The organism is Nocardia sp. NPDC101769 (assembly GCF_044766925.1).
GTDB lineage: Bacteria > Actinomycetota > Actinomycetes > Mycobacteriales > Mycobacteriaceae > Nocardia.
Genome location: NZ_JBIWMX010000009.1, coordinates 190,792 through 213,738 on the forward strand (window position 1 = coordinate 190,792; position 22,947 = coordinate 213,738).

Consider the following 22,947-nt stretch of genomic DNA (forward strand, 5'->3'; position numbering starts at 1 on the left):
CTGTGTCAGCGCAGCGCCTCGGCCGGGCGATGACCGATGACCGCGACGTCGTCGAGGGTCACCACCGGATCCCCGGAGTCGCGCTTACCCGTGACGGTGATGGTCCCGGTGAACACGTCGCCCTGCGCGACAGTGCGGGCCGCCGGTTCGGCAAGCTCCACCCGCGCGCCGTCGATGGTGTAGTAGTCGGTCGGCCCGCCGCTCACGAACGCCAGAGTCCACACCGCCGCATCGGAATACACCAGCCCGTACACGGGATACCGCTCCCCCGCGTGCTGTTCGGCATTGCGCAGCCGCAGATTCAGGTCGTGGTCCGCCACCGGTTGCCCGCCCTCGGACCCGGTCGCCGGAAGTGGCAGCGCCGCAGCGCTTCCCACGCCACAGCCGCTCGCCGCGGCCACGAGTGCCGCGGCGCCGATCATCGTTCTCGCTACCATGACCTACCTCCGCTCGTCTCGGTCACCCGGGAATACCCATTCGAGATCACCTCACCACCGACCATTTCCGCGCAGCACGCAAAAGACCCCGGCCCGCATCCGCGAGCCAGGGTCTCACCTGCATGAAGTCGTGTTCGCGCCGATGCTCACCGCTGCGGCGCATTCGGGCAACCGCGGCCTGCACCGATGGCACCGCCCACATCCGCCGGCCAGCACACTGCTCCGGAAATCTCCGCCCACGCGGTTCACGGTGCCGATGCCGGTCCACCGGTCGCGGAACGCGTCCCCGCTGATGCTGATCGAGCCGGTTCGGACTCCTGGATGGCGGGAATCGACCGGGCGACAGCCGCCGAAAACCGGTGACGCAGAAGCGTGTCGGCTAGACCCGTTCCAGCACCGCCGAGGCGCCGATACCGCCGGCCGCGCAGATGCCGAGCAGGGCGGTGGACTTGCCGGTGAGGGCGAGTTCGTTGGCCATGGTGGTGACCATGCGCGCGCCGGTCGCGCCGAAGGGGTGGCCGAGGGAGACCGAGCCGCCGTGCACATTGAGCTTGGCCGGATCGATCTCGCCCACCGCGGCGTCGCGGTCCAGGCGGGTCTTGGCCCATTCGCGGCTGGCCAGCGCCGAGACCACGGACAGGGTCTGGGCGGCGAAAGCCTCGTGGATATCGACGAAATCGATGTCCGCTAGCGACATTCCAGCCTGGTCCAGGGCTCGCGGCATGGAGACGGCCGGGCCGATCAGCACCTGGTCGCGCGGGTCGACGCTGACGAAGCTCCAGGAGCGGAAGGCGGCGAGGGGCTCGAAGCCGAGCGCGCGCGCCTTCTCCTCGCTCATCAGCAGCACCGCCGACGCGCCGTCGGTGAGCGGGCTGGAATTGCCGGCGGTGACGGTGCCGTTCTCTGCGAAAACCGGTGCCAGCTTGGAGAGTTTGGCCAGGCTGGTGTCCGGCCGCACCAGCCCGTCCCGCGACACCGCGGTCCCGTCGGGCGTGTGGACCGGCAGTACCTCGCGGTCGAAGCGGCCGGAGGCGATGGCAGCGGCGGCCCGGTGATGCGAGGTGACGGCGAAGTGGTCCTGTGCGCCGCGCGAAATGCCGTGGATGCGCGCCATCTTCTCGGCCGACTCGCCCATGACCTCACCGGTGGTGCGCTCGGCGATCTGGGGCCGGCGTGGCATCAGGTCGAAGAACGGGGCCAATTGGGTTGCGGCAGTGAGATAGTCCTTGGCCTTGGGCTTGCCCAGCGCCAGCGGCGCGGCGGCGTGCACCAGCTTCTGCGGCAGCTTGATCTCGGCATTGCTGGTGGAGTCGCTGCCGCCGGCGACCATGATGTCGTACTCGCCGCGTTCGATGGCGGCCGCCGCCGACACCACCGCCTGCAGCCCGGACGCACAGGCGCGTGTCACGGTGTAGCCCTCGCAGCCCGGGTCCAGTTCCAGATCGAGCGCGATCTCCCGCGCGATGTTCGGTGCACCGCTGGGCAGAATCACCCCGCCCCACACGATGGCCTGGACATCCTGCTCGGGCAGCCCGGTCCGCTCCAGCAGCCCGCGCACGGCGGTATCGGCGAGGTCGATGGAGTCCATCCGCGTGAAGTCGGTGAATGCCCGCACGAACGGGGTCCGCGCCCCGGCGACGATGACAGCACGGCGAGCGCCCTTGGTAGCCATGGCCACAGTATTAACTGATACACAGCGTCACAGCAAGTGACGGATCTGACTACACATCGCCGCAACAGCTGCCTTCGACCGGAACGCGACCACTGAGCTCGCTGCGCCAGGGGTAACTCGCCGGGTACGTCCAAAATCCAGACACCCCCAACCCGCCGGCACGGGTGCCCAACTCCAACGGCTCCCCAGCCTCCCGCCAAAGTCGCGGGGAGGCGGTACAGCAGGCGACCGGGGTCCTGTTCGTGACCCCGGTCGAAAGGTGGGTGTTCCTCAGCCGCTGATTACGCGAGCCTGATCAGCCCGTAGTCGAAGGCGTGGCGGCGGTAGACGACCGACGGTCGGTCGGTCTCCTTGTCCTGGAACAGGAAGAAATCGTGGCCTACCAGCTCCATCTGGTAGAGGGCGTCGTCGACCGTCATGGGGATCGCGGAGTGCTGTTTGGTACGCACCACATGGCCGGGGCCGGCGGCTTCGTCCATCTCGTCGGCCGCGTGATCGTGCGCGATGGATCCATTGGCGGAGAACAGGGATTCGTCGATGAGACCGGCGGTCGCCTCGGACACCGAGATCGGTGTCTTGTCCCCGTGATGCACACGACGGCGGTCCTTGAGCCGGCGCAGTCGGCTCTCCAGCTTCTCGACCGCGAGCTCGAGGGCAGCATAGAAGCTGTCCGCGCACGCTTCGGCCCGGACGACCGGGCCCTTACCGCGGGCGGTGATCTCTATCCGCTGGCAGTTCTTGCGTTGACGACGGTTGCGTTCGTGGGTGAGTTCCACGTCGAAGAGGTAGATGGTGGGGTCGAACCGCTCGAGCCGAGAGAGCTTGTCCGCCACGTGAATTCGGAAATGGTCGGGCACTCCGCCCTCACCGAGGGTCCTGCCCTTGACCACGACATCCGCGATGGTGGCCCGAGTGGATGAATCGTCTGAGATGACCTCGTCATCGAGCAGCACCGTGGTGTCTGCGTTCTTCGCTGAGAGTCGTGAAGTAGTCGTCACGCGTACCTCCCGGATCTGGCCGCACAAGCCGCTCGTGCGGCGGGATTGAAACGTGTGCCGATCGATGAACTCGCTCGGCACATATGTCCGAGGCGCCACCTCCAAACTTGCGGTTCGGGTGTCTGATCGCCAACCTAGTGCGCCAGCGACCCGTCCGCCAGTGTTCACGCAAATTTCGGAGAATCAAGCCGCGCAAGTAACCAGCACGGCACGAACCGTCACGCTCGCATCAGCCAGCGCACGCACCGACTCCCGCGCCGTGACACCGGTGGTCAACACGTCATCGATCACCACTACCTCGGCATTTGCCGGAAACAGGGCACCCGGCGGGCGGGTGGTGGCTACGATGATCCGCCCGTGCAGATTGTGCTGGCGATCGCGGTGCCCGAGGCCCACCGAGTCGCGCACACCTGGCCGCATGCCCAACAGACGTACCAGTCGGCAACCTGGTAGCCAACTCGCCGCGACGTTCGCGGCACGCGCCACCGGATCTCCCCCGCGCCGCCGGGCGGCGGACCCGCGACTGGGCGCCGGCACCAGCACCAGCGGGCGGGCGGTGTCCCGCAAATGATCCAGCCCCCTGGCCAATCCGGCACCGAGCGGCCGCGCCAGGTCCCGGCGGCCATGCTCCTTGACCGCCAGCACAGCCCGCCGCGGCGCGCCCGCGTAGCCGGCCAGCGCCCAGCACGGCACCCCGGGGTCGGCGCGCGGACGGATCCGGATGGGCGGACCCGACAGCGCGGCGGCGCAGTCCGCGCACCACCCCGTGCCGGCCCGCCCGCACCCGCCGCAGGCACGCGGCAGGATCAGATCCAACAGTTCCCCCATGCCTCTCAGTGTGCGCCTAGCCGGGCAGCACCGGAACCGCGTTGGCCCCCAGACCCGGAACTTCGCGCCAGTAGTCCTCGCGCCCTTCGGGATTGCGGGTCAGCTCCAGCACCGCGCGGGAGTCGGCCACGTACTCCTGGTCCGGTGCGGCGCTCAGCACGCGCACCGGCGGGGTGAGGTTCTGAGAGGTCTGGGCGCGGAACTCGGAGCCGTCCACCAGCACCCCGGCCACCGGGTCCACATTGCCGTCGCGGCCCACCACGACCTTCTCGTCGGAGAGCCAGTCGATGGACACCGCGGGCGTGCTCAGCCCGATGGCCAGCGGCAGCGGCGAGGACAGCGAGAACTTCCCGTTCGGCTGCGGCACCACCACCGCCACGTACACCTTGCCGTTGGCGATGAGGGCCGCCCGCGCCCCGGACGGCGAGATGCGCAGCTCGGTGATCGGCCCGCGCGGCGAGGTCGAATTGGCCACCACCGCGGTCAGTTCCGCGATGTCGACGTCCTGTACCGAGACATTGCCGGTGGCGCGGTCGTGGACGGCCCGGATCACCCGGTGGCCGTCCACCACCGACCAGGCCGAGCTGCCGTCGGCGGGCCAGGTGGGCCGGGTGAAGGTGCCGCCGGTGGCGACCGGGAAGCCCTGGCCGTCATAGGTCCCGATGATCAGCGTGCGCTCGGGCTCGGGGTCCGGACGGCCGGACTTGGCGACGGCGGCGACCAGCTGCCCGTCCGGCGACAGTCCCACCGACTGCAGGGTGTGGGTGGCGCCGAAGAAGCCCGGGGCAGCGGTGATTCCGCTGTCGGTGATCGCCACCAGCGACCCATCGCGCACGGCGTGCATGCCGGCCCGGTTACGGGCGATGGTGTCGGGGCTGCGGGCGTCCACATCGGCGCGCTGCCAGCCGCCGGCGTACTTGTCGTCGAGCGGCTTGCCGTCGACGTTGAGCAGGTAGGGGCCGAGCACGTCGGCGCCGGAGAGGGTGAGCACGATCTGGGCGGCCATCACGTCGCGGGTGGGCGGGTCGAGGGCGGTGGCACCGGAGAAGTCGACACTCAGCCCGCCGCCGCCGACACCGACGTTGTCGGCATCGCCATTCGCCTTGGTGATCGGCCCGCGAAACGTCACCGGCGCGCCAATGGGGTTGTGCACTGCGGGCGCGAGCGCGGACTGGGGTCCCTCGGCGAGTAGACCGAGCAGCCGCTGCGCCAGCTGGTCCTTGTGGGCGGAGATCCAGCGCAGGTCGGGCACCATGGCCAGCCCGGCCAGGTTCGGGAAGAACAGCGAATACCGATGGTAGGACTTGGCGAAGGCGGCCTGTTCGACGATCACGCCGGGCGGCAGATCCTTGATCCGCCACTCGCCGTCGATCTTCTCCATATCGACCTTGGTCTCCAGGGTGCCGTCACCGGGCCGGTACGAGCCGTCGGACGCCAACTCGCCGATCTTGCGCGCCCGGATCACGTAGGTGGCGGAGTCGCCGTTGCGGGACTCTCGCAGCGTATTGGGCTGCGAGTCCACGATGCTGGTGGACGCCGCGTCGTCCCACTGCACATTCGCCGCGGGCGAGAGGAACTGCCGGGCCGACTGATGCCGGTTGGACGGATCGGCCGTAGCGGCCATGAAGTCCAGCAGCAACTGCTCGGGTTCCCGCCCGGCCACGGGCGGCAGCGGCGAGGCGCTGGTGGGCTGGTGGTCCAGGCTGCCCAGCGCCTGCGGCGCCGAGGAGTCCGGCAGGCTCGCGCACGCGCTGACACCGAGCAGGCAGCAGAGCACCACCAGGGCCCGGCGCGGGCCCGCGGACGGCCTCCTCATGATTGGCCGTCCCCCTGGGCGGCCGGTACCGAGCCGCCGGAAGTGTCACGGCCGGAACCGGTTCCGCCGGAACCGGCGGAATCACTATCGGCGGCATGGTTTTCCCCGTTGGCGGCGGCGGCGGCGGATTCCCCCTCGGCTGCGGTGCCGTTTCCGGGCCCCGCGGCGGTGCCGTTTTGAGTCCCAGCGGCGGTGCCGTTTTCAGTCCCGGCTGTCGAGGGGAATTCCGGGGCGATGACCTCGAATCCCGGTTCCCCGTCCTCGGTTTCCGCGGTCGGCTCCTCGGGGCCGGGTTCGGCCGCGGCGCCGTCCAGGCCCGCGGTGCCCGGTTCCGGTGCGGCGGGCGCGGATTCGAGCACCGCCGCGATGGAGCCGATGGCCGCCGGGGCGGCGTCCGAGCCCGCGATGTCGAGGGCCAGCTGCTCGGGCGAGACCGCGCCGCGAATCTTGGGCGGCTCCAACGAGAGTGGGCTGGTGCCGAGTTTGCGGCCGCGGACCAGCGGCAGGGTGAGCCGGAAGCTCGCGCCCACACCGATCTCGCCCCACGCCTCGAGCTTGCCCTCGTGCAGGTTGGCGTCCTCGACGCTGATGGACAGACCGAGTCCGGTGCCGCCGGAGCGGCGCATGCGTGAGGGGTCCGAGCGCCAGAAGCGGTTGAACACCAGCTTCTCCTCGCCCGGCCGCAGGCCCACGCCCTGGTCGCGCACCACGATGGCGACGGCATTGGCGTCCACGTCGCCGCGCATGCGCATGAGCACGGGCTTGCCCTCGCTGTGGTCGATGGCATTGGCGAGCAGGTTGCGCAGCACGCGTTCGACGCGGCGCGGATCCACCTCGGCCACCAGCGGTTCCTCGGGCATGTCCACCACCAGTTCGACGCCGGACTCCTTGGCCAGGTGCCGCACCGTGGAGACCGCGGCCCGCGCGCACATGCGCACGTCCAGCGATTCCACCTGCAGCTCGGCCACACCCGCGTCGTGACGGCTGATCTCGAGCAGGTCGTTGAGCAGTCCCTCGAAGCGGTCGAGTTCGTTGACCAGCAGTTCGGCCGAGCGCGCCAGCGCCGGGTCCAGGTCGTCGCTCGATCCGTGGATGAGGTCGGCCGCCATGCGCACCGTGGTCAATGGCGTGCGCAGTTCGTGGCTGACGTCGGAGGTGAAGCGGCGCTGCAGATTTCCGAACTCCTCGAGTTGGGTGATCTGGTTGGACAGGCTCTCGGCCATCTCGTTGAACGACATGGCGAGCCTCGCCATGTCGTCCTCGCCGCGCACCAGCATGCGCTCCTTGAGCCGCCCGTCGGCGAACCGACTCGCGATCCGCGCCGCGGATCGGATGGGCAGCACCACCTGTCGCGTCACCAGCGCCGTGATGGCGGCCAGCAGCACCAGCAGCACGATGCCGCCGATGAGCATGGTGCCGCGCATGAGCGACAGACTCCGTTGCTCATTGGTGAGCGGGAAGATCAGATAGATCTCCAGCGAGTCGATATCGGCCGAGGGACTGCCGATGATCAGCGCCGAGCCCCGGTACCCGTCCGGACTGGAGACCGTGGCGAACTGATAGGAGACCTGCCGCTGCTTGACGAATTGGCGTAGCTCGGCGGGGATCTCCTGGATGGCGCCCGAGGTGATCTCCTGCCCGCTGTCGCCCGTCATGGCCAGGGCGGCTTCGTAACTTCCTGCGGCGCCGCCGGTCTGGGTCCCGCCGGCGCTGCTGAAAAGCGCGCGGCGGGCGTCGTCCAGGCGACTCTGCTGGGTACCCGAATCGTGCACACCGGTCAGTTGGTTCTGAACGGTGTTGCGAGCGCGGCCCATTTCCTCGACGGCCGCGTTGATCTTCGCGTCCAACAACCGGTCGGTGATCTGACTCGTGAGCACGACGCCCAGAATCGTGATGACGATCAGCGACAGGGTGAGCGTGGACACGACAACACGCAACTGCAGCGAACGCCGCCACACATGGCCCAGTTGCTCGCCCAGATTGCGGAACCAGGCCACCGCTACCGCCAGCCACCGCTGAACGCGGTTTCTGGAGCCAGCGATCACGGCGGTCCGGCCTTGTAGCCCACACCTCGGACGGTCAGCACGATCTCAGGGTTCTCCGGATCCTTCTCCACCTTGGCGCGCAGCCGCTGGACGTGCACGTTGACCAGGCGGGTGTCGGCGGCGTGCCGATAGCCCCAGACCTGTTCCAGCAGCACCTCACGGGTGAACACCTGGCGCGGCTTGCGTGCCAGCGCCACCAGCAGATCGAACTCCAGCGGAGTCAGTGAGATCTGCGCCCCGCCGCGAGTCACCTTGTGCGCGGGCACATCGATGACGATGTCGGCGATGGACAGCAGCTCCTGCGGCTCCTCCTCGGTCCGGCGCAGGCGGGCCCGCACCCGGGCCACGAGTTCCTTCGGCTTGAACGGCTTGACGATGTAGTCGTCCGCGCCACTTTCCAAACCCAGGACGACGTCGACCGTGTCGGTCTTCGCCGTCAGCATCACGATGGGCACTCCCGAATCGGCTCGCAGCACCCGGCACACGTCGATGCCGTTCATGCCTGGCAGCATGAGATCCAGCAACACGAGATCCGGACGCAGCTCCCGGACCGCGGTCAGCGCCTGCGTGCCGTCACCGACGACGTGGGGGTCGAAACCCTCACCCCGCAAGACGATCGTGAGCATCTCCGCGAGAGCCATATCGTCGTCGACGACCAGAATCTTCGGCTTCATAACGTCTAGTTTGTCACCTCTCCGGCTCTGATTCGGCCGCCACGCCAACACTCGTGACCTGTCGGCGCACATCCAACCCTATCCAGCAACAATTTCCGCGAGGCGCGCGGCCAGTGTTGCCGGATCGTCACCGGTCCGATGCACCCACCACGGTCCGTGCCAGTTCATTTCGGCCAGCTCACGGTAGACAGTACCGGTGCGACGCTGCAGTCCCCCGTCTTTCTCGTAAGCGTCCAAAGCGCGTGCGGCATCGGCTTCGCCGCGCAGGCGCGCGCGTTCCTCGGCCACATCGACCGGAACATCCAGGAGAATCTGGACATCCGGAGCGGGCAGTCCGAAGCGCTCGAACTCCAATTCCTCGACCCAGGCCACGATTTCGCCGTGCGCGTCCTGTTCCACGCGGGCCGCGGAGTAGGCGGCATTGGAGGCGACATAGCGGTCCAGTAGCACGATGTCGTTGTCCGCCAGCAGTTTCGAGAGCTCGTCGCGGGCGTCGGCCCGGTCGAGCGCGAACAGCAGCGCCATGGCGTTCACAGACCGAGCGGTATCTCCATGACCGCCGCGCAGGGCCTCGGCGGCGAGGTCGGCGTGCACGGAGACGCCGTAGCGCGGGAAGGCCAGCGTGGCGATCCGCAGCCCGCGGGCGCGCAGGGCGGTGACCACGGCATCGGTGAGCGTGCGTTTGCCCGCGCCGTCGAGTCCTTCCACCGGAACCAGTGCACCCATGCCGCGAGAGTACCGAATCGGCCGCGGTCCGCACCGGCGGGATCCCGTTTGTTCCAAAGGCTCAGATTTTCGTAGCCATTCGATTGCCATAGTCCGGCCATGACCGCTGGATACGTGAGGTCAACGCAGTTCAAGAGAGCTTTTTCGATCCTCGGGGTAGCAATTGCCGCTATCGGTCTTACGGCCTGCGGCAGCAACTCCAGCGACACGAACCCGGTCACCGTGGCCGGATCCACGCCGCCCCTTCGATCCGCAAGCCCACCGCGGCGGCCGCGGTATGACCATCGAGGTGTCGCCGCCCTGCTTGGCCAAGGCCATCGAACTGGGCGTCACCACCCTGGAACTCGACATCGTGCTCACCGCCGACAAGACGCCGCTCTCTGGCGCGACCCGGTCATCCAGGCCGAGAAGTGCGCCGACACGGCCCCGTCCTTCCCCGGCGATCCGCGGTTCCCCTATGTCGGCAAGCTGGTCCACGACCTGACCTACGACCGGGTCCACACCCTCGACTGCGGCGAGAAGCTCGCGGGATTCGCAGCGGCACAGGAGCTTCCGGGCAACAGGATCGCGACGCTGCCGCAACTGTTCGATCTGGTGAAGAGCCATCCGGGCGCGTTCGGCACCGTGCGCTACAACGTGGAGACCAAAATCGAGGCCGCCCACCCCGTACAGTCCGCTGCCCCCCAGGGAATTCGTCGACGTCATCCAGTCATGCAGGAGAAGGGCTACCCCCTCCCGAGGCCCTTTCGCAAATAAGCCACGCAAATCCGAAACACTCGCCGTTCAACTCTTGTAGGGTCCCGGACAACACTCCCCCTGCAAGGAGCGCAACCCTGATGAAGTCCCATCTCGCACACCACGGTCCGCGTGCCACCCTGGCCGCCGTAGCGATCACCGCCGCCGCTCTTTCCACGGCCGCCACCGCCACCGCCGCCCCCGTCACCCTCGAACCCGCCACCGCCGACCAGGCCGGCCCCGTGGCCGACTCCGGCTCGGCATCCTCCCTGTCGAGCAACTCCGGCTCCAGCAATGTCGCCGGCACCGGCTCCAGCGCCAGTGAACTCCTCAGCGCCGCCATCTGCACCATCCAGGGCGGCAAGTGGGTCCCCCTGATCGACATCTGCCTCAAGTAGCGGACGCACGGCGCCAACGAGATTCGGCCGGTCACCCTCTCGGGTGACCGGCCGAATCTTTATGTGCTACAGGCAGTTTCCGCTCAGTAGCGGTAGTGGTCCGGCTTGTACGGGCCCTCCACGTCCACGCCGATGTATTCGGCCTGATCCTTGGTGAGCTTGGTCAGCGTGCCACCCAGGGCCTCCACGTGAATCCGCGCGACCTTCTCGTCGAGGTGCTTGGGCAGGCGGTAGACCTCGTTGTCGTACTCGTCGGGCTTGGTCCACAGCTCGATCTGCGCGATCACCTGGTTGGAGAAGCTGTTCGACATCACGAACGACGGGTGGCCGGTCGCGTTGCCCAGGTTGAGCAGGCGGCCCTCGGACAGCACGATGATCGACTTGCCGGACTTCTTGAAGGTCCACAGGTCGACCTGGGGCTTGATATTGAGCCGGTCCGCGCCCGAACGCTCGAGGGCTGCCATGTCGATCTCATTGTCGAAGTGGCCGATGTTGCCCAGGATGGCCTGGTCCTTCATCGCCTTCATGTGGTCGAGCAGGATGATGTCCTTGTTGCCCGTGGAGGTGATGACGATGTCGGCGTCACCGATGGCCTGTTCCACGGTGACGACGTCGAAGCCGTCCATCAACGCCTGCAGAGCGTTGATCGGGTCGATCTCGGTGACCTGTACGCGTGCGCCCTGCCCGGCCATCGACTCCGCGCAACCCTTGCCCACGTCGCCGTAGCCGCAGATCAGGACCTTCTTGCCACCGATCAAAACGTCGGTGCCGCGGTTGATGCCGTCGATCAGGGAGTGCCGGGTGCCGTACTTGTTGTCGAACTTCGACTTGGTGACCGAGTCGTTGACATTGATCGCCGGGAAGACGAGCTCACCCGCGGCCGCGAACTGGTACAGGCGCAGCACACCGGTGGTGGTCTCCTCGGTGACACCCTGCACGCTCTCGGCGATCTTGCCCCACTTGCCCTTGTCGGTCTCGAGGCTGGCGCGCAGCAGGTTCAGGAAGACCTTGTATTCGGCGGAGTGGGTGTCGTCCTCGGGCGGAACGACGCCGGCCTTCTCGAACTGCGCGCCCCGCAGCACGAGCATGGTGGCGTCACCACCGTCGTCCAGGATCATGTTGGCGGGCTCGCCCGGCCAGGTCAGCATCTGATCGGCGGCCCACCAGTACTCCTCCAGGGTCTCGCCCTTCCAGGCGAAGACGGGAGTGCCCTTGGGCTCGTCGATGGTGCCGTGCGGGCCGACCACGACCGCGGCGGCCGCGTGATCCTGGGTGGAGAAGATGTTGCAGGAGGCCCACCGGACCTCGGCGCCGAGGGCGACGAGGGTCTCGATCAGCACGGCGGTCTGCACGGTCATGTGCAGCGAGCCGGAGATGCGGGCGCCCTTGAGCGGCTGCACGTCGTGGTATTCGCGACGCAGCGCCATCAGGCCCGGCATCTCGTGCTCGGCCAGGCGAATCTCCTTGCGGCCGAAGTCGGCCAGTGACAGGTCCGCCACCTTGTAGTCGATCCCATTGCGGACGTCAGGGGTCATGTTGCTGGACACAGCGGTCGTCATCTGCCTCTCCCGGTCGGATGCTTTCCCAAAACCCTACGCGGCGGCCGGATACTCGTACTCGGCGAGGATGCGCTCCCGCTTGCGGGGTTGGATATTGGCCCGGCTCACGTCGCCCGCGTAGTGCGCGAGCAGGCGCGGGTCCATGACGGAGCGCCACAGCGGCGGGAACAGTGCCAGCAGAATCATGGTGGCGTAGCCCGCGGGCAGCTGCGGGGCCTCCTCGGAGGTGCGCAGCGTCTGGTACCGCCGTCCCGGATTGGCGTGGTGGTCACTGTGCCGCTGCAGGTGGAACATGAAGATATTGGTGACCAGCCGGTCGCTGTTCCAGCTGTCCGCCGGGGAGCAGCGGGCCCAGCCGCCGTTCGGGCGGCGACGCCGCAGCAGGCCGTAATGTTCGACGTAATTGACGGTTTCGAGCAGGCCCGCCCCGATCACCGCCTGCAGCAGCAGATACGGCAGCACCCGCCAGCCGTAGACCGCCAGCAGCCCGCCGAACAGCACGACGGTCATAGCCCAGGCCTGCAGGACGTGGTTGTGGACACTGAACCAGCGGTGTCCCTTGCGGCGCAGCCGCTCTCCTTCCAGATGAATTGCCGACCGGAAGCCACCGATCACGCTGCGGGGCAGGAACTCCCACAGCGACTCACCCATCCGGGCGCTGGCCGGATCGTCGGGCGTCGCGACGCGGGCGTGGTGGCCCTTGTTGTGCTCGACGAAGAAGTGCCCGTAGGCCGACTGCGCCAGAGCCATTTTCGACAGCCAGCGCTCCAATCGCTCGACCCGATGGCCGAGTTCGTGAGCGGCGTTGATGCCGATGCCGCTGACGAATCCGAGAGTGGCCGCCAGCCCGAGCTTGTCGAGGACGGACAGATCGTCTCCGGCCCACATGTAGGCGGCGATGATCAGGCCGACCACCTGGATCGGCAGGAACATATAGGTGCACCACCGGTAGTACCGGTCATTGGAGAGTAATTCGTAATCCTCGTCGCGCGGATTGGTGCCGTCTTCCCCGACGACCCAGTCCAGGACCGGAATGGCGATCAGAATGATGATCGGTCCGATCCACCAGAACACCTCCAGCTTGGTGTGCAACACCAGCTGCGACGGCAGTAACGCACACCCGGGCGCGATCAACCCCAGCACCCACAGGTGTCGTTTCGGATCCGGCGAACCCAACCGTTTGCCGACCATTTGCACGTTTGCCCCGCTATTCAATGCCTCGAAGAACTTCGCAGCTACATATCTTGGAACCTAGCCCCTGTTACAGCACCCGGCTGAACCGAAAGGTGGCCACCGTTACATCATGAGCAGTCGGTTCCGCTGCAACCGACCATGCGGTACCCGTCACCAGCCCTCGAGCGCAAACCGGGAGCGAAACCGGGCTCAGCGGAGCCACACATATCGAACCTGCGGGCGCCCGGTCCGACCGTAGTCGGTTCGCCGTTCCACCACGCCGTCTTCGGCCATCCGCTCCAGATACCGCCACGCCGTCACCCGGGACACCCCTACCGCGCGCCCCGCCTCACCCGCGGACAGCCCGCCCGGCGCGGCCCGCACCGCCCGCGACACCTCGTCCATCGTCTGCGGCGCAATGCCTTTCGGTGAGGTGGGCCGCTGATCCGGCGTGCGCAGTACACCGAAGGCGCGATCGATGTCCTGCTGCGACACCGCCGTCTCCCCGGCCGGCAGCGCCGCCCGGTATTCGACGTAGCGGTCCAGCTTCTCGCGGAAGGCCGCAAAGGTGAACGGCTTCAACAGATACAGGACCACGCCGTGCGAGACGGCCGAGCGCACCATGGCCAGATCGCGCGCCGAGGTGACGGCGATGACGTCCGGCCGCGGCCGCAATCCCGCCAGCGCTGCGGCGACGGCGAGCCCGCTCATATCCGGCAACCCGATATCCATCAACACCAAATCAACGGGGACGCCGGAAGATTGTGACCTTTTCGCGATCGAGATGGCGTCGCGGCCGGTGTGCGCCACCGCGACCACCGCGAAGCCCGGCACCCGCTCCACGTAAGAGCGATGTGCCGCAGCGATTTTCGGCTCGTCCTCGACGATCAGCACGCGGATCGCCGATGCCGGCGCGGCGTTCATCGCGGAAACCTCACGATCACCGCGGATTCCGGTTCCCGCCGGGCCCGCAACTCACCGGCGTGCCTGGCGACCAACCGGCGTACCAGCGCCAGGCCCAGCCCGTGGTGGTCGGTCTTGGTGGAATAGCCGCGTTCGGTGGCGCGGGTGAACAGCTCCTCCGACATGCCCGGGCCGCTGTCGGCCACCCGGATGTACAGCTCCGGCTCGTCCCGCCGCACCGTCACCTCCACCCACGCGTCCTCGTCGTGCCCGACGGCGTCCAGGGCGTTGTCGATGAGATTGCCCAGCAGCGTGACCATCTCGTGCGGCGTCAGCGGGTCCGTGGTGTCGAGCAGCGTGTCGCCGGTGACGGTCAGCTCCACCCCGTTCTCGGCCGCCTGCTCCACCTTGCCCAGCAGCAGCGCCACCACCGCGGGTTCGGCCACCGCGCCGGTGAGCCGGTCGATGAGGGCCTGGGACAGTTCGAGTTCCGCGGTCGCGAAGTTCACCGCCTCCCGCGGGCGACCCAGCTCCACCATGGTGACCACGGTGTGCAGCCGATTGGCGGCCTCGTGCGCCTGGGCGCGCAGCGATTCGGCGAAGCCGCGCACCGAATCCAATTCGCCGAGCACATCCCGCAATTCGGTGTGGTCGCGCAGGGTGAGCACGGTGCCGATGCGGCGTCCGGCCTGCTCCACCACGTCCTGGTTGACGACCAGCACCCGGTCCGGGGTCACGTGCATCTCGTCACGGACCACGCCGGTTCCCAAGCGCTGCAACGACACCGGCAGATCCGCGCGCGTGATCGGCCCGGCCGACAGATCGAGCAGCAGCCGCGCCTGATCGTTGACCACCTCGGCGCGCTCATCGGAGCTGTCGAACACCAGCAGCCCCTCGTGGATCGAGTGCAGCACCGCGTCGTGATGCTCGTACATGGCCCGCAGCTCGGCGGGCGCGAGGCCGTGCGTCTGCCGTAACAGCCTGCGCCGCAACAACAGCGAACTCATCATGGCCAACGCCAGACCGCCCGCCGCGGCGGCGAGGATGAGTGGCAGCTGGGCGCGCACCTGTTCGCCGATGTGGGTGCGGGTGACGCCCGCCGACACCAGCGCGACAATGCGGCCGTCGGCATCGCGCACCGGGGTGACCGAGCGAATCGACGGACCCAGCGTGCCGGTGAAGGTCTCGGTGAACGTCTCCCCTGCCAGGGCGCGATCGATGTTGCCGCTGAAGGGTTTTCCGATCCGGTCGGTCTCGGTGTGGGTGTAGCGGGTCCGATCCGGGGCCATCACCACGATGAAGTCCATACCCGTCGCCTTGCGGATGGCCTCGGTCACCGGCTGCAGCGCGGCGGTCGGATCCGGGCTCCGCACCCCGGCCAGCGTCGAGGGCGACTGCGCCACCGCGATCGCGGTATCGATGACCGCCGCACGGGTGGCGTCGTCCTGTACCCGGCGGGTCTGCAGGAACGCCAGCATCGACGCGGCAGTGATCACCACCGCCAGGACCAGCACCTGCACCATGAACACCTGCCCGGCCAGCGTACGGCGGGCCCGGGTTCTTCGACCTCTCACGATTCCTCCGGGTACTTCATGAACATAATTTACGAAACAGTGACCCGCGTCACTCTCCGGACCATGATTCTCTCCGAACACCCGCGTGGAGCAAACGTCATGCGGGCACTGACCCGGAGGCACCAGCGAGATGAGCGACACGACAACACGACGGCGCCGAGACCGTACCCACTGGCTCTACCTGGCGGTCATCGTGGCCGTTGTCGCGGGCGTCCTGGTCGGCTGGCTGGCCCCGGGCTTCGGCAAGAGCGTCGGCGAACTCGGCACGATCTTCGTGAACCTCATCAAGATGATGATCGCCCCGGTCATCTTCTGCACCATCGTGCTCGGCATCGGCTCGGTGCGGGCGGCGGCCAAGGTCGGCAAGGTCGGCGGGCTGGCCATCGGCTACTTCCTGATCATGTCCACGGTGGCGCTGGCCATCGGCCTGCTGGTCGGCAACCTGCTGCACCCGGGTTCGGGCCTGAACGTGGCCGCCCATGCCAAGGAGATCACCAAGTACGCCACCGACGCCAAGGCGGCGGGCGGCACCTGGCAGTTCCTCGAAGACATCGTGCCGACCACCCTGCTGTCGTCGCTCACCTCGGGCAAGGTGCTGCAGGCGCTGTTCGTGGCGCTACTGGTGGGCTTCGGTATCCAGGCCATGGGCGCCGCGGGCGAGCCGATCCTGCGCGGGGTCGCGTCGGTGCAGAAGCTGGTGTTCCGAATCCTCACCATGATCCTGTGGCTGGCCCCGATCGGCGCGTTCGGCGCCATGGCGAATGTGGTGGCGCGCACCGGGCTCGACGCGGTCAAGCAGCTGGCGCTGCTGATGGTGGCGTTCTATCTCACCTGCGTCGTCTTCATCTTCGGCGTGCTGGGCCTGTTGCTGCGGCTGGTGGCCGGGAACTCCATCTTCAAGCTGGTGCGCTACCTGGCGCGGGAGTACCTGCTGATCTTCGCCACCTCGTCCTCGGAGTCGGCGCTGCCGCGGCTCATCGCCAAGATGGAGCACGTCGGCGTGGACCGCACGACGGTGGGTGTGGTCGTCCCGACCGGGTATTCGTTCAACCTGGACGGCACCGCCATCTACCTGACCATGGCCACCCTGTTCGTGGCCGACGCCATGGGCAAGCCGCTGGCCTGGCACGAGCAGATCGGCCTGCTGCTGTTCATGATCGTGGCCTCCAAGGGCGCGGCGGGTGTCACCGGCGCGGGCCTGGCCACACTGGCCGGCGGCCTGCAGAGTCATCGCCCGGAACTGCTGGACGGCGTCGGCCTGATCGTCGGCATCGACCGGTTCATGTCGGAAGCCCGTGCGCTGACCAACTTCTCGGGCAATGCGGTCGCCACGCTGCTGATCGGCACCTGGACGAAGACCATCGACCCGGCCCGCGTCCGCGCGGTGCTGGATCGCGAGATCCCCTTCGACGAGCAGGCCATGGTGGAGGACCACCCGGCGCCCGCCGCCCCCGACGAGCAGGGCTCTCGAGAGAAAGACCTGGTTCCGGCCTGAACCCAACCCCCAGGCCGAGCCCGGACCGTCGGCGCGTTCTCCCCCGTACCCGCCGGCGGAACCCGCACCCTGCCCGCACGACCAGCCGCCTCCGGCTCGTGCGGGCAGGGTTTCCCTTTTGCCTAGGCGCCGACCACGTCCAGGGCCAGGGTGGCGGCGATGGCATTGGCCAGTTCCGCGCCCTTCACCTCGAAATGCCGTGCGAAATAGGCCAGGTGCTCGCCGTGCTCGTGGAAATGGTGCGGGGTCAGCACGGCCGAGAACACCGGCACATCGGTCTCGAGCTGCACGCGCATGAGCGCGTCGACGACGGTCGAGGCCACGAAGTCGTGCCGGTAGATGCCGCCGTCCACGACGAGCGCGCAGCCCGCGACAGCGGCGTAGGAGCCGCCGGTGGCCAAACGCTTGACCTGCAGCGGGATTTCGAACGCACCGGGCACCTCGATCACGTCGACCTCGGTGTAGCCGCGCTCGAGCAGCCCGGCCCGGCAGGATGCGACGGCCCTGTCGACGATGTCGCTGTGCCAGCGTGCGGCAACGAGGGCGATGCGAGTGGGAGTGGGTGACATGGGGATTCCTCCTGTTCGCGATGTCACCCAGGGCAAGACGCGAACAGGCCCGTCCAGCGGTGCGGACGCGCCGGTGCCGCGCTCTCTTTCATCCGGACTGTGACCGTCGGCTCCGGGATCACACCGGAATCTGCTCGACCCACACTGCCGATGAAAGACACTGTGGCGCTCGCGGGCTCGTGCGCTCCGGATCGGCCCGGATGCCATTACCGCCGGTGGGGAATTCCACCCCGCCCTGAGAACGTGTTACGTAGCGGACAGTAACACGGGGATTCCAGCATCCGGAACCCCGTGTACCGCACAATGCGACAGCACGGCCGTGTGTCAGCGCACCAGTACGTCGGAATCGGCGGGCAGCCCGTCCACCGGCCACCAGCGCAGGTCGGTCGACTCCGAACTGCGCACCGGCACAGCGCCTTCCGGTGCCTTGATCTTGAACAGCAGATCCAAGTGCCGGGTCGGCACGCCCAGTGAGCAGGTGATGGGGTGCGCCTGCGCGCCGTAGAGGCCGGGCTCGAGCACCAGCCCGTCGATGCCGGACTCCTCGGTCGCTTCGCGGAAGGCGGCCGCCGCGACCGAATCATCGGATTCCTCGCAGTGCCCGCCCAATTGGATCCACCGGCCCACCCGCGGGTGCAGGGTGAGCAGCACCTCGCGCTCGTCGTGGGAGAACACGATGGCCGAGGCGGTGATGTGCCCGGCCGCGTGCTCGCGCAGGCAGCCGCGCGGCGCGGAACCCAGGAAGGCCAGCATGGCTTCCCGGATCGAGCACTCCGAACCCGTTGCCGGAGACCAGGTCTCCAGCAGCTCGGTCGCCGATTTGTGCAGCGACTCGGCGCTCACAGCTCGACCAGCCCCAGGCCGGGCTCGCGCGCCTCGCGCGGGGCGACCTCGTCGAACGGGTACCCGATGGCGATGGCGCCCAGCGGATTCCAGTCCGCCTCCAGGCCCAGCACGTCACGGGTGACCTCGGGCGCGAAGATGGTCGACCCGATCCAGCAGCTGCCCACGCCCCGCACGGCCAGCGAGACCAGCAGGCCCTGCACGGCCGCGCCCACCGCGACGGTGAACATGGTCTGCTCGGCGGCGCGGCGGCGCTCGTCCGGATAGTCGTGCGCGCCGTCGGGCACGCAGAACGGGATGATCATCTCGGGGGCGTCGAACAGGATGCGCCCGCGCGCGACCCGCTTCTCCACGCTCTCCGTGGTGCGGCCGTCACCGGTCAGGTCGGTGCGCCACTTCTCGGCCATGGCCTCGAGCAGCTGCTCGCGCAGGCCGCGCTTGCGGACCCAGACGAAGCGGACCGGACGGGTGTGGTGTGGTGCGGGCGCGGTGAGACCGGCGGCGACGGCCTCTCGAATGAGCTCCGGCGGCACCGGCGTCTCGGCGAACCGGCGCACCGAACGCCGTAGTGGCACCGCCTGTTTGCGGCCGAGCTCGACGGATTCCTCGGTGCCCAGCCAGAACAGATCGTCCTCGCCGCGCCGGAGCAGATGCCCGGCGGTGGACCCGTCGTCGATGTAGTCGAGCCCGCGCACCACCGCGACCGGGACGCCGCCCAGCTTGCCCTTCACCAGGTCCGCGGCCGCGGCCAGCTCGTCGGCCACCGCGACCAGGGTGACGTGCAGTTCATTGCCCTGCCCGTCGACCGCGCCGTTGTAGTCGTGCAGCACCCGGATGCCCGCCGACCCGATGGCGGCGTCGATCTGGCCGTTGCGCCAGGCCCGGCCCATGGTGTCGGTGATGACCACGGCCACCTGCACGCCCAGGCGGTCGGCCAGCGCGGTGCGCAGCGCCTTGGCGCTGGCGTCCGGATCCTCCGGCAGCAGGACCAGTTCGCCCTGTTCCACATTGGAGCCGTCGACTCCGGAGGCAGCCTGCACGATGCCGAGCCGGTTCTCGGTGATGAGGGTGCGGTTCTTGCGCGCCAGCACTCGCACCGACTCGTCGAGCACCAGTTGCCGGCGCGCGGCGTCGCGTTCCTCTGGGTCGCTGGGCACGGTCACGACGCGACCCTCGGCCTTGGCGACGATTTTGCTGGTCACCACCAGCACGTCGCCGTCCTGGAGCCAGGGCGCCTGTGCCGCGATGGCTTCGGCGACATCGTCGCCCGGGCGGAATTCCGGCAGGCCGGGAACAGGCAGGATGCGCAGTTCGCCACCGGACGCGTGATCGCCCAGCGCTTCGATGGAATCCGTTGTCACGGTTTGACTCCCGCGATGTCGAGGGCTTCGCGAACCATCTCGGCGGTCGCGACCGGGTCGGTCATGAGCAGCGGCACGCTCCGGACTTCGACGCCCGGAATGTCGGCGGTGTCGCCGGTGTGCACGAGCCAGCCGTCGAGAATGCCGGTGCCCGAGCGCGCGCCGTAGTGGGTGCCGACGGCCTCGGCGGAGGTTTCCACACCTATCACCGACAGGCACTCATCGGCCATGCCGCGCAATGGTTTTCCGCCGATCACCGGAGACAGTCCGATCACCTTGGCACCCGTGGTGCGCAGTGCACCCCGGATGCCCGGAACCGCGAGGATGGCGCCCACGCTCACGACGGGGTTCGACGGAGCGAGCAGGATCACATCCGCTGAATCTATGATTTCGATCACACCCGGGGCTGGTTTCGCAGCATCTGCCCCAATAGTCACGAATCCATGGGTCTCTACGTTCGCCCGGTATCGAACCCACCACTCCTGGAAATGGATCGCGCGGCGTTCGCCAGGGTTCTCCGGGTCACCGATTACGACATGTGTTTCGCATCGATCATCGGTTGCCGGGAGCAGTTTCACACCCGGTTGCCACCGATTGCAGAGCGCCTCGGTGACCGCCGAGAGCGGGTATCCCTGACGCAGCATTTCGGTGCGAATGAGATGTGTGGCGATATCCCGGTCGCCCAGCCCGAACCAATCGGGCTGAGCCTTGTATTTCGCCAGCTCCTCCTTGGCACTCCAGGTCTCGTTCGCGTGCCCCCAGCCCCGTTCGGGGTCGATGCCGCCACCCAGGGTGTACATGCAGGTGTCCAGGTCAGGACAGATGCGCAGCCCGTGCATCCACACGTCGTCGCCGACATTGACGATGGCCGTGGTGTCGGCTCCGGGCAGCAGTTCGCGCACCCCCATCAGGAACCGCGCGCCGCCGACTCCGCCGACCAGGACGGCGATCCGCAGGCCGGTGCCGGGCGCGGTGTCCGCTTGTTCTCGAGTCACATCCGCACAGCCTATGCGTTCGGAGCGGAAAGTCGGTCGGCAGTTCATTTGCTGTGAATTTGCTATTTGAACTGCGGGAACGCCTCCCGACGGGGTCGCAGATGGTAACGGAATCGCTTCGGTAGCTTGACCATCGCCGCTCCCGGCGTGTCTAATCACAGGCATGTCATTCCGGGTCCGCGTGAGAGTGCAAGGCGCGGACGGGTTTTCGAACAGGCGTTCGCACCGGGGTGGCGCCAAGCTCGGGGATGGCCGCGGGACTACGCCGCGGCGTTGGGCCGTCGGTGGGATCGGCTCCGACGGATTAATCATTCTGCGCTAACACACAGTGAGGAGGCGGAGCGATGGCCGAAGAGCTGGCCCCGTCGGGCATTCCGGGCGGTGTATCGCAAACCGATTCCACGACTGGCGCAGCACCTGACTTCTGCGCCGACGATCGGAACGGATACGAGGGGGGTGAACCGATGACGACTGCGCGACCGGGGGGCGGGCAGTGGGCGCGAGCCGCCTATCAGCCCGAACCACCGCGGCTGAGCCTGATCGTCACCGGTGCCGAGGATATGTACGACACTTTCTCGCGCGGCGGCCGCATGATGACCGAGGCCGAACAGTGGCAGGAACGGGCGCTATGCGCCCAGACCGACCCGGAGGCGTTCTTCCCGGAGAAGGGCGGCTCCACCCGCGAGGCCAAGCGCATCTGCATGGGCTGCGAGGTCCGCGACGAGTGCCTCGAATACGCCCTGGCCAACGACGAGCGCTTCGGCATCTGGGGCGGACTCTCCGAGCGGGAGCGCCGCCGCTTGAAGCGGGGCATCGGCTAACTCCCGCTCCCCCGCCTCTCCGCGGCTTCAGCGGGCGGCTCGAGAGCCGTGGGCCGTTGGCAACCCGTGCCGGCGGTTGGGGGCCGAAACTGCCTTGGACGTACCCGGCGAGTTACCCCGAACTTACGAAATCAGTTGTTGCGAAACGTAGTTCGGGGTAGGGCGGTGGGTTTTCCTACTCCGGGTCAGGGTCGATGATGTCGGGTTCTACGCCCAGATAGGTCGCGATCTGTTGCACGAGGACCTCGCGTAGCAGGTCGACCAGGTCGTCGGGGTCCCCGGCCCGGAGCTCCAACGGCTTGCGGAACAACACGACGCGGGCGCGGGTGGCCATGCCGTAGCGGTCCACACCGGCCGGGATCAGGCGGGAGAGGGGCACCGGGCCGTCGGCCACCACCTCTTCCGGCCAGGTGACCGAATCCGGGTGCAGCGGACGGATTTTCGGCACGTCGTCGACCGCGATGTCGAGCTTGGTGAGCTGCTCGTGCCAACGGGTCTCCAGCGGCGCGAAGGCCTCCAGCACCAGGCGGTCGAACTCCTGGCCCCGGGTGCGCCGGGCGGGCACTGTCGGCGGCAGCATCGGCCCGCGCACACCCCGCCCGCGGCGGATGACCGACCGCGCGGTGGGCGGCCGCCTCTTACGTGAACGGGTCATACCTTGAATCTAGCCCTTACCCCGGGCGGGTGTGCGCACCCGCCCGGCACGGCCGCCCGGCCGGTGCGGCGGCCCGCTGCGACGCCGTTCCGGAGACCCGGCGAGCCGCATTCCGAGGGCCGTTGCGACGCGCCCGCGGCACGAAAGCGCACAGCTACCCGAGGCCCTCGTGGCACGAGTGAGACGGGCTTCATTGAGCGTGTCTGTGTCCACGAGGCCGTGAGGGGGGTTACCCTGCATGGCGTGATTCCCATGCGTCGTTGCTGCCGTCCAGGCTGCAAAAACCCGGCCGTCGCGACGCTGACCTATGTGTACTCCGACTCGATGGCAGTCGTGGGTCCGCTGGTCACGGTGGCCGAACCACACTCCTGGGACCTGTGTGAAACGCATGCTTCCCGGATCACCGCGCCCAAGGGCTGGGAGTTGGTCCGCCACGAGGGCGGGTTTTCCTCCTCGACGCCGGATGACGACGATCTCACCGCGCTCGCCGAAGCCGTCCGCGAGGCCGGATTGCGCCGCCGCACACCGGAACCCGATCCGCGCGGCTACACCGACTACGCTCCCGCCCCGCAGCGCCCGACCCGCGCGGGTCGCACCGGCAGACGCGGCCATCTTCGCGTCCTACCGGACCCTCCGGACCGCCTCCCCGAATCTTAAGCGGGCAGCCGGG

General features: G+C 68.2%; 22 protein-coding genes and 1 riboswitch. Of the genes, 5 read left to right on the forward strand and 17 right to left on the reverse strand.

Going from position 1 to position 22,947, the window contains the following annotated elements; translation table 11 throughout:
- Nucleotides 1-5: 5 nt before the first annotated feature.
- The 8 genes from ACIRRA_RS17375 to ACIRRA_RS17410 all read right to left on the reverse strand — a co-directional run bounded on the left by ACIRRA_RS17375 (nucleotide 6) and on the right by ACIRRA_RS17410 (nucleotide 9,196).
- Entirely contained in the window at nucleotides 6-437 is a 432-nt protein-coding gene (locus tag ACIRRA_RS17375) for a hypothetical protein (RefSeq protein WP_402768569.1), read from the reverse strand.
- A gap of 379 nt (nucleotides 438-816) precedes the next feature.
- Nucleotides 817-2,109 (reverse strand): acetyl-CoA C-acyltransferase, encoded by a 1,293-nt coding sequence (locus tag ACIRRA_RS17380; RefSeq protein WP_402768572.1) that lies wholly within the window; start codon nucleotides 2,107-2,109, stop codon nucleotides 817-819.
- A 281-nt stretch (nucleotides 2,110-2,390) separates the two neighbouring features.
- Nucleotides 2,391-3,107: a ribosome hibernation-promoting factor, HPF/YfiA family gene (gene hpf / locus ACIRRA_RS17385; protein ID WP_402768574.1), complete on the reverse strand. Its 717-nt coding sequence runs from the start codon at nucleotides 3,105-3,107 to the stop codon at nucleotides 2,391-2,393.
- A gap of 183 nt (nucleotides 3,108-3,290) precedes the next feature.
- A complete protein-coding gene (locus ACIRRA_RS17390; protein ID WP_402768577.1) occupies nucleotides 3,291-3,935 on the reverse strand; it encodes a ComF family protein in 645 nt (214 codons plus the stop codon).
- Between the two features lie 16 nt (nucleotides 3,936-3,951).
- A complete protein-coding gene (gene lpqB / locus ACIRRA_RS17395; RefSeq protein ID WP_402768579.1) occupies nucleotides 3,952-5,751 on the reverse strand; it encodes an MtrAB system accessory lipoprotein LpqB in 1,800 nt (599 codons plus the stop codon).
- Complete coding sequence (mtrB, locus tag ACIRRA_RS17400) at nucleotides 5,748-7,796, reverse strand: MtrAB system histidine kinase MtrB (RefSeq protein ID WP_402768582.1); 2,049 nt, start codon at nucleotides 7,794-7,796, stop codon at nucleotides 5,748-5,750. The genes lpqB and mtrB overlap by 4 nt, the downstream gene beginning before the upstream one ends.
- The gene (gene mtrA / locus ACIRRA_RS17405) at nucleotides 7,793-8,470 is read right to left on the reverse strand and encodes an MtrAB system response regulator MtrA (protein ID WP_033090495.1); all 678 of its coding nucleotides are present in this window, start codon (nucleotides 8,468-8,470) and stop codon (nucleotides 7,793-7,795) included. Before mtrA ends, mtrB begins: the two co-directional genes overlap by 4 nt.
- A 78-nt stretch (nucleotides 8,471-8,548) precedes the next feature.
- Nucleotides 8,549-9,196: a dTMP kinase gene (locus ACIRRA_RS17410; protein ID WP_402768585.1), complete on the reverse strand. Its 648-nt coding sequence runs from the start codon at nucleotides 9,194-9,196 to the stop codon at nucleotides 8,549-8,551.
- Nucleotides 9,197-9,295: 99 nt separating this feature from the next.
- Here ACIRRA_RS17410 and ACIRRA_RS17415 point away from each other — a divergent pair, with 99 nt between their 5' ends.
- Both ACIRRA_RS17415 and ACIRRA_RS17420 read left to right on the forward strand, forming a co-directional pair.
- Nucleotides 9,296-9,952 (forward strand): hypothetical protein, encoded by a 657-nt coding sequence (locus ACIRRA_RS17415; RefSeq protein WP_402768588.1) that lies wholly within the window; start codon nucleotides 9,296-9,298, stop codon nucleotides 9,950-9,952.
- A gap of 80 nt (nucleotides 9,953-10,032) precedes the next feature.
- Complete coding sequence (locus ACIRRA_RS17420; protein WP_402768590.1) at nucleotides 10,033-10,329, forward strand: hypothetical protein; 297 nt, start codon at nucleotides 10,033-10,035, stop codon at nucleotides 10,327-10,329.
- 83 nt (nucleotides 10,330-10,412) lie between these two features.
- On the opposite strand, the gene ahcY is transcribed toward ACIRRA_RS17420, so the two are convergent.
- The 4 genes from ahcY to ACIRRA_RS17440 form a co-directional block, all read right to left on the reverse strand.
- On the reverse strand, nucleotides 10,413-11,888 hold the full coding sequence (ahcY, locus tag ACIRRA_RS17425) for an adenosylhomocysteinase (RefSeq protein ID WP_402768592.1): 1,476 nt from the start codon (nucleotides 11,886-11,888) through the stop codon (nucleotides 10,413-10,415).
- A gap of 33 nt (nucleotides 11,889-11,921) precedes the next feature.
- Nucleotides 11,922-13,079, reverse strand: a complete 1,158-nt coding sequence (locus ACIRRA_RS17430; RefSeq protein WP_402768593.1) for an alkane 1-monooxygenase — start codon at nucleotides 13,077-13,079, stop codon at nucleotides 11,922-11,924.
- Between the two features lie 192 nt (nucleotides 13,080-13,271).
- Entirely contained in the window at nucleotides 13,272-13,985 is a 714-nt protein-coding gene (locus tag ACIRRA_RS17435) for a response regulator (protein WP_402768596.1), read from the reverse strand.
- The gene (locus ACIRRA_RS17440; RefSeq protein ID WP_402768740.1) at nucleotides 13,982-15,487 is read right to left on the reverse strand and encodes an ATP-binding protein; all 1,506 of its coding nucleotides are present in this window, start codon (nucleotides 15,485-15,487) and stop codon (nucleotides 13,982-13,984) included. The genes ACIRRA_RS17435 and ACIRRA_RS17440 overlap by 4 nt, the downstream gene beginning before the upstream one ends.
- A 181-nt stretch (nucleotides 15,488-15,668) precedes the next feature.
- Between ACIRRA_RS17440 and ACIRRA_RS17445 the strand changes: the two genes are divergently transcribed.
- A complete protein-coding gene (locus tag ACIRRA_RS17445; protein WP_402768599.1) occupies nucleotides 15,669-17,033 on the forward strand; it encodes a cation:dicarboxylate symporter family transporter in 1,365 nt (454 codons plus the stop codon).
- 122 nt (nucleotides 17,034-17,155) lie between these two features.
- On the opposite strand, the gene ACIRRA_RS17450 is transcribed toward ACIRRA_RS17445, so the two are convergent.
- The 4 genes from ACIRRA_RS17450 to cofD form a co-directional block, all read right to left on the reverse strand.
- Complete coding sequence (locus ACIRRA_RS17450; protein ID WP_402768601.1) at nucleotides 17,156-17,602, reverse strand: 6,7-dimethyl-8-ribityllumazine synthase; 447 nt, start codon at nucleotides 17,600-17,602, stop codon at nucleotides 17,156-17,158.
- Nucleotides 17,603-17,678: 76 nt separating this feature from the next.
- Nucleotides 17,679-17,849, reverse strand: a riboswitch (FMN riboswitch).
- Nucleotides 17,850-17,926: 77 nt separating this feature from the next.
- Nucleotides 17,927-18,445 carry an NUDIX domain-containing protein gene (locus tag ACIRRA_RS17455; RefSeq protein WP_357002050.1) on the reverse strand — a complete coding sequence of 173 codons (519 nt, stop codon included), beginning with the start codon at nucleotides 18,443-18,445 and terminating at the stop codon, nucleotides 17,927-17,929.
- On the reverse strand, nucleotides 18,442-19,806 hold the full coding sequence (locus ACIRRA_RS17460) for a coenzyme F420-0:L-glutamate ligase (protein ID WP_402768604.1): 1,365 nt from the start codon (nucleotides 19,804-19,806) through the stop codon (nucleotides 18,442-18,444). The genes ACIRRA_RS17455 and ACIRRA_RS17460 overlap by 4 nt, the downstream gene beginning before the upstream one ends.
- Entirely contained in the window at nucleotides 19,803-20,762 is a 960-nt protein-coding gene (gene cofD, locus ACIRRA_RS17465; RefSeq protein ID WP_402768743.1) for a 2-phospho-L-lactate transferase, read from the reverse strand. Before cofD ends, ACIRRA_RS17460 begins: the two co-directional genes overlap by 4 nt.
- 599 nt (nucleotides 20,763-21,361) lie before the next feature.
- Between cofD and ACIRRA_RS17470 the strand changes: the two genes are divergently transcribed.
- Nucleotides 21,362-21,622, forward strand: coding sequence for a WhiB family transcriptional regulator (locus ACIRRA_RS17470; RefSeq protein ID WP_402768746.1), 261 nt, complete (start codon nucleotides 21,362-21,364; stop codon nucleotides 21,620-21,622).
- A 175-nt stretch (nucleotides 21,623-21,797) separates the two neighbouring features.
- Here the strand turns inward: ACIRRA_RS17470 and ACIRRA_RS17475 are convergent, their stop codons facing one another.
- Nucleotides 21,798-22,277: a metallopeptidase family protein gene (locus tag ACIRRA_RS17475; RefSeq protein WP_354833925.1), complete on the reverse strand. Its 480-nt coding sequence runs from the start codon at nucleotides 22,275-22,277 to the stop codon at nucleotides 21,798-21,800.
- Nucleotides 22,278-22,529: 252 nt separating this feature from the next.
- On the opposite strand from ACIRRA_RS17475, the gene ACIRRA_RS17480 reads away from it, so the two are divergent.
- Complete coding sequence (locus tag ACIRRA_RS17480) at nucleotides 22,530-22,934, forward strand: DUF3499 domain-containing protein (protein ID WP_402768749.1); 405 nt, start codon at nucleotides 22,530-22,532, stop codon at nucleotides 22,932-22,934.
- The last annotated feature ends 13 nt before the right edge of the window (nucleotides 22,935-22,947 follow it).

Excerpts from the sequence above, each read along its gene's own strand:
- ACIRRA_RS17375 (WP_402768569.1), bottom strand. The coding sequence starts at position 437 with ATGGTAGCGAGAACGATGATCGGCGCCGCGGCACTCGTGGCCGCGGCG.
- ACIRRA_RS17380 (WP_402768572.1), bottom strand. The coding sequence starts at position 2,109 with ATGGCTACCAAGGGCGCTCGCCGTGCTGTCATCGTCGCCGGGGCGCGG.
- ACIRRA_RS17390 (WP_402768577.1), bottom strand. The coding sequence starts at position 3,935 with ATGGGGGAACTGTTGGATCTGATCCTGCCGCGTGCCTGCGGCGGGTGC.
- lpqB (WP_402768579.1), bottom strand. The coding sequence starts at position 5,751 with ATGAGGAGGCCGTCCGCGGGCCCGCGCCGGGCCCTGGTGGTGCTCTGC.
- mtrA (WP_033090495.1), bottom strand. The coding sequence starts at position 8,470 with ATGAAGCCGAAGATTCTGGTCGTCGACGACGATATGGCTCTCGCGGAG.
- ACIRRA_RS17410 (WP_402768585.1), bottom strand. The coding sequence starts at position 9,196 with ATGGGTGCACTGGTTCCGGTGGAAGGACTCGACGGCGCGGGCAAACGC.
- ACIRRA_RS17415 (WP_402768588.1), top strand. The coding sequence starts at position 9,296 with ATGACCGCTGGATACGTGAGGTCAACGCAGTTCAAGAGAGCTTTTTCG.
- ACIRRA_RS17420 (WP_402768590.1), top strand. The coding sequence starts at position 10,033 with ATGAAGTCCCATCTCGCACACCACGGTCCGCGTGCCACCCTGGCCGCC.
- ahcY (WP_402768592.1), bottom strand. The coding sequence starts at position 11,888 with ATGACGACCGCTGTGTCCAGCAACATGACCCCTGACGTCCGCAATGGG.
- ACIRRA_RS17430 (WP_402768593.1), bottom strand. The coding sequence starts at position 13,079 with ATGGTCGGCAAACGGTTGGGTTCGCCGGATCCGAAACGACACCTGTGG.
- ACIRRA_RS17435 (WP_402768596.1), bottom strand. The coding sequence starts at position 13,985 with ATGAACGCCGCGCCGGCATCGGCGATCCGCGTGCTGATCGTCGAGGAC.
- ACIRRA_RS17440 (WP_402768740.1), bottom strand. The coding sequence starts at position 15,487 with ATGGTGCAGGTGCTGGTCCTGGCGGTGGTGATCACTGCCGCGTCGATG.
- ACIRRA_RS17445 (WP_402768599.1), top strand. The coding sequence starts at position 15,669 with ATGAGCGACACGACAACACGACGGCGCCGAGACCGTACCCACTGGCTC.
- ACIRRA_RS17450 (WP_402768601.1), bottom strand. The coding sequence starts at position 17,602 with ATGTCACCCACTCCCACTCGCATCGCCCTCGTTGCCGCACGCTGGCAC.
- ACIRRA_RS17470 (WP_402768746.1), top strand. The coding sequence starts at position 21,362 with ATGTACGACACTTTCTCGCGCGGCGGCCGCATGATGACCGAGGCCGAA.
- ACIRRA_RS17475 (WP_354833925.1), bottom strand. The coding sequence starts at position 22,277 with ATGACCCGTTCACGTAAGAGGCGGCCGCCCACCGCGCGGTCGGTCATC.
- ACIRRA_RS17480 (WP_402768749.1), top strand. The coding sequence starts at position 22,530 with ATGCGTCGTTGCTGCCGTCCAGGCTGCAAAAACCCGGCCGTCGCGACG.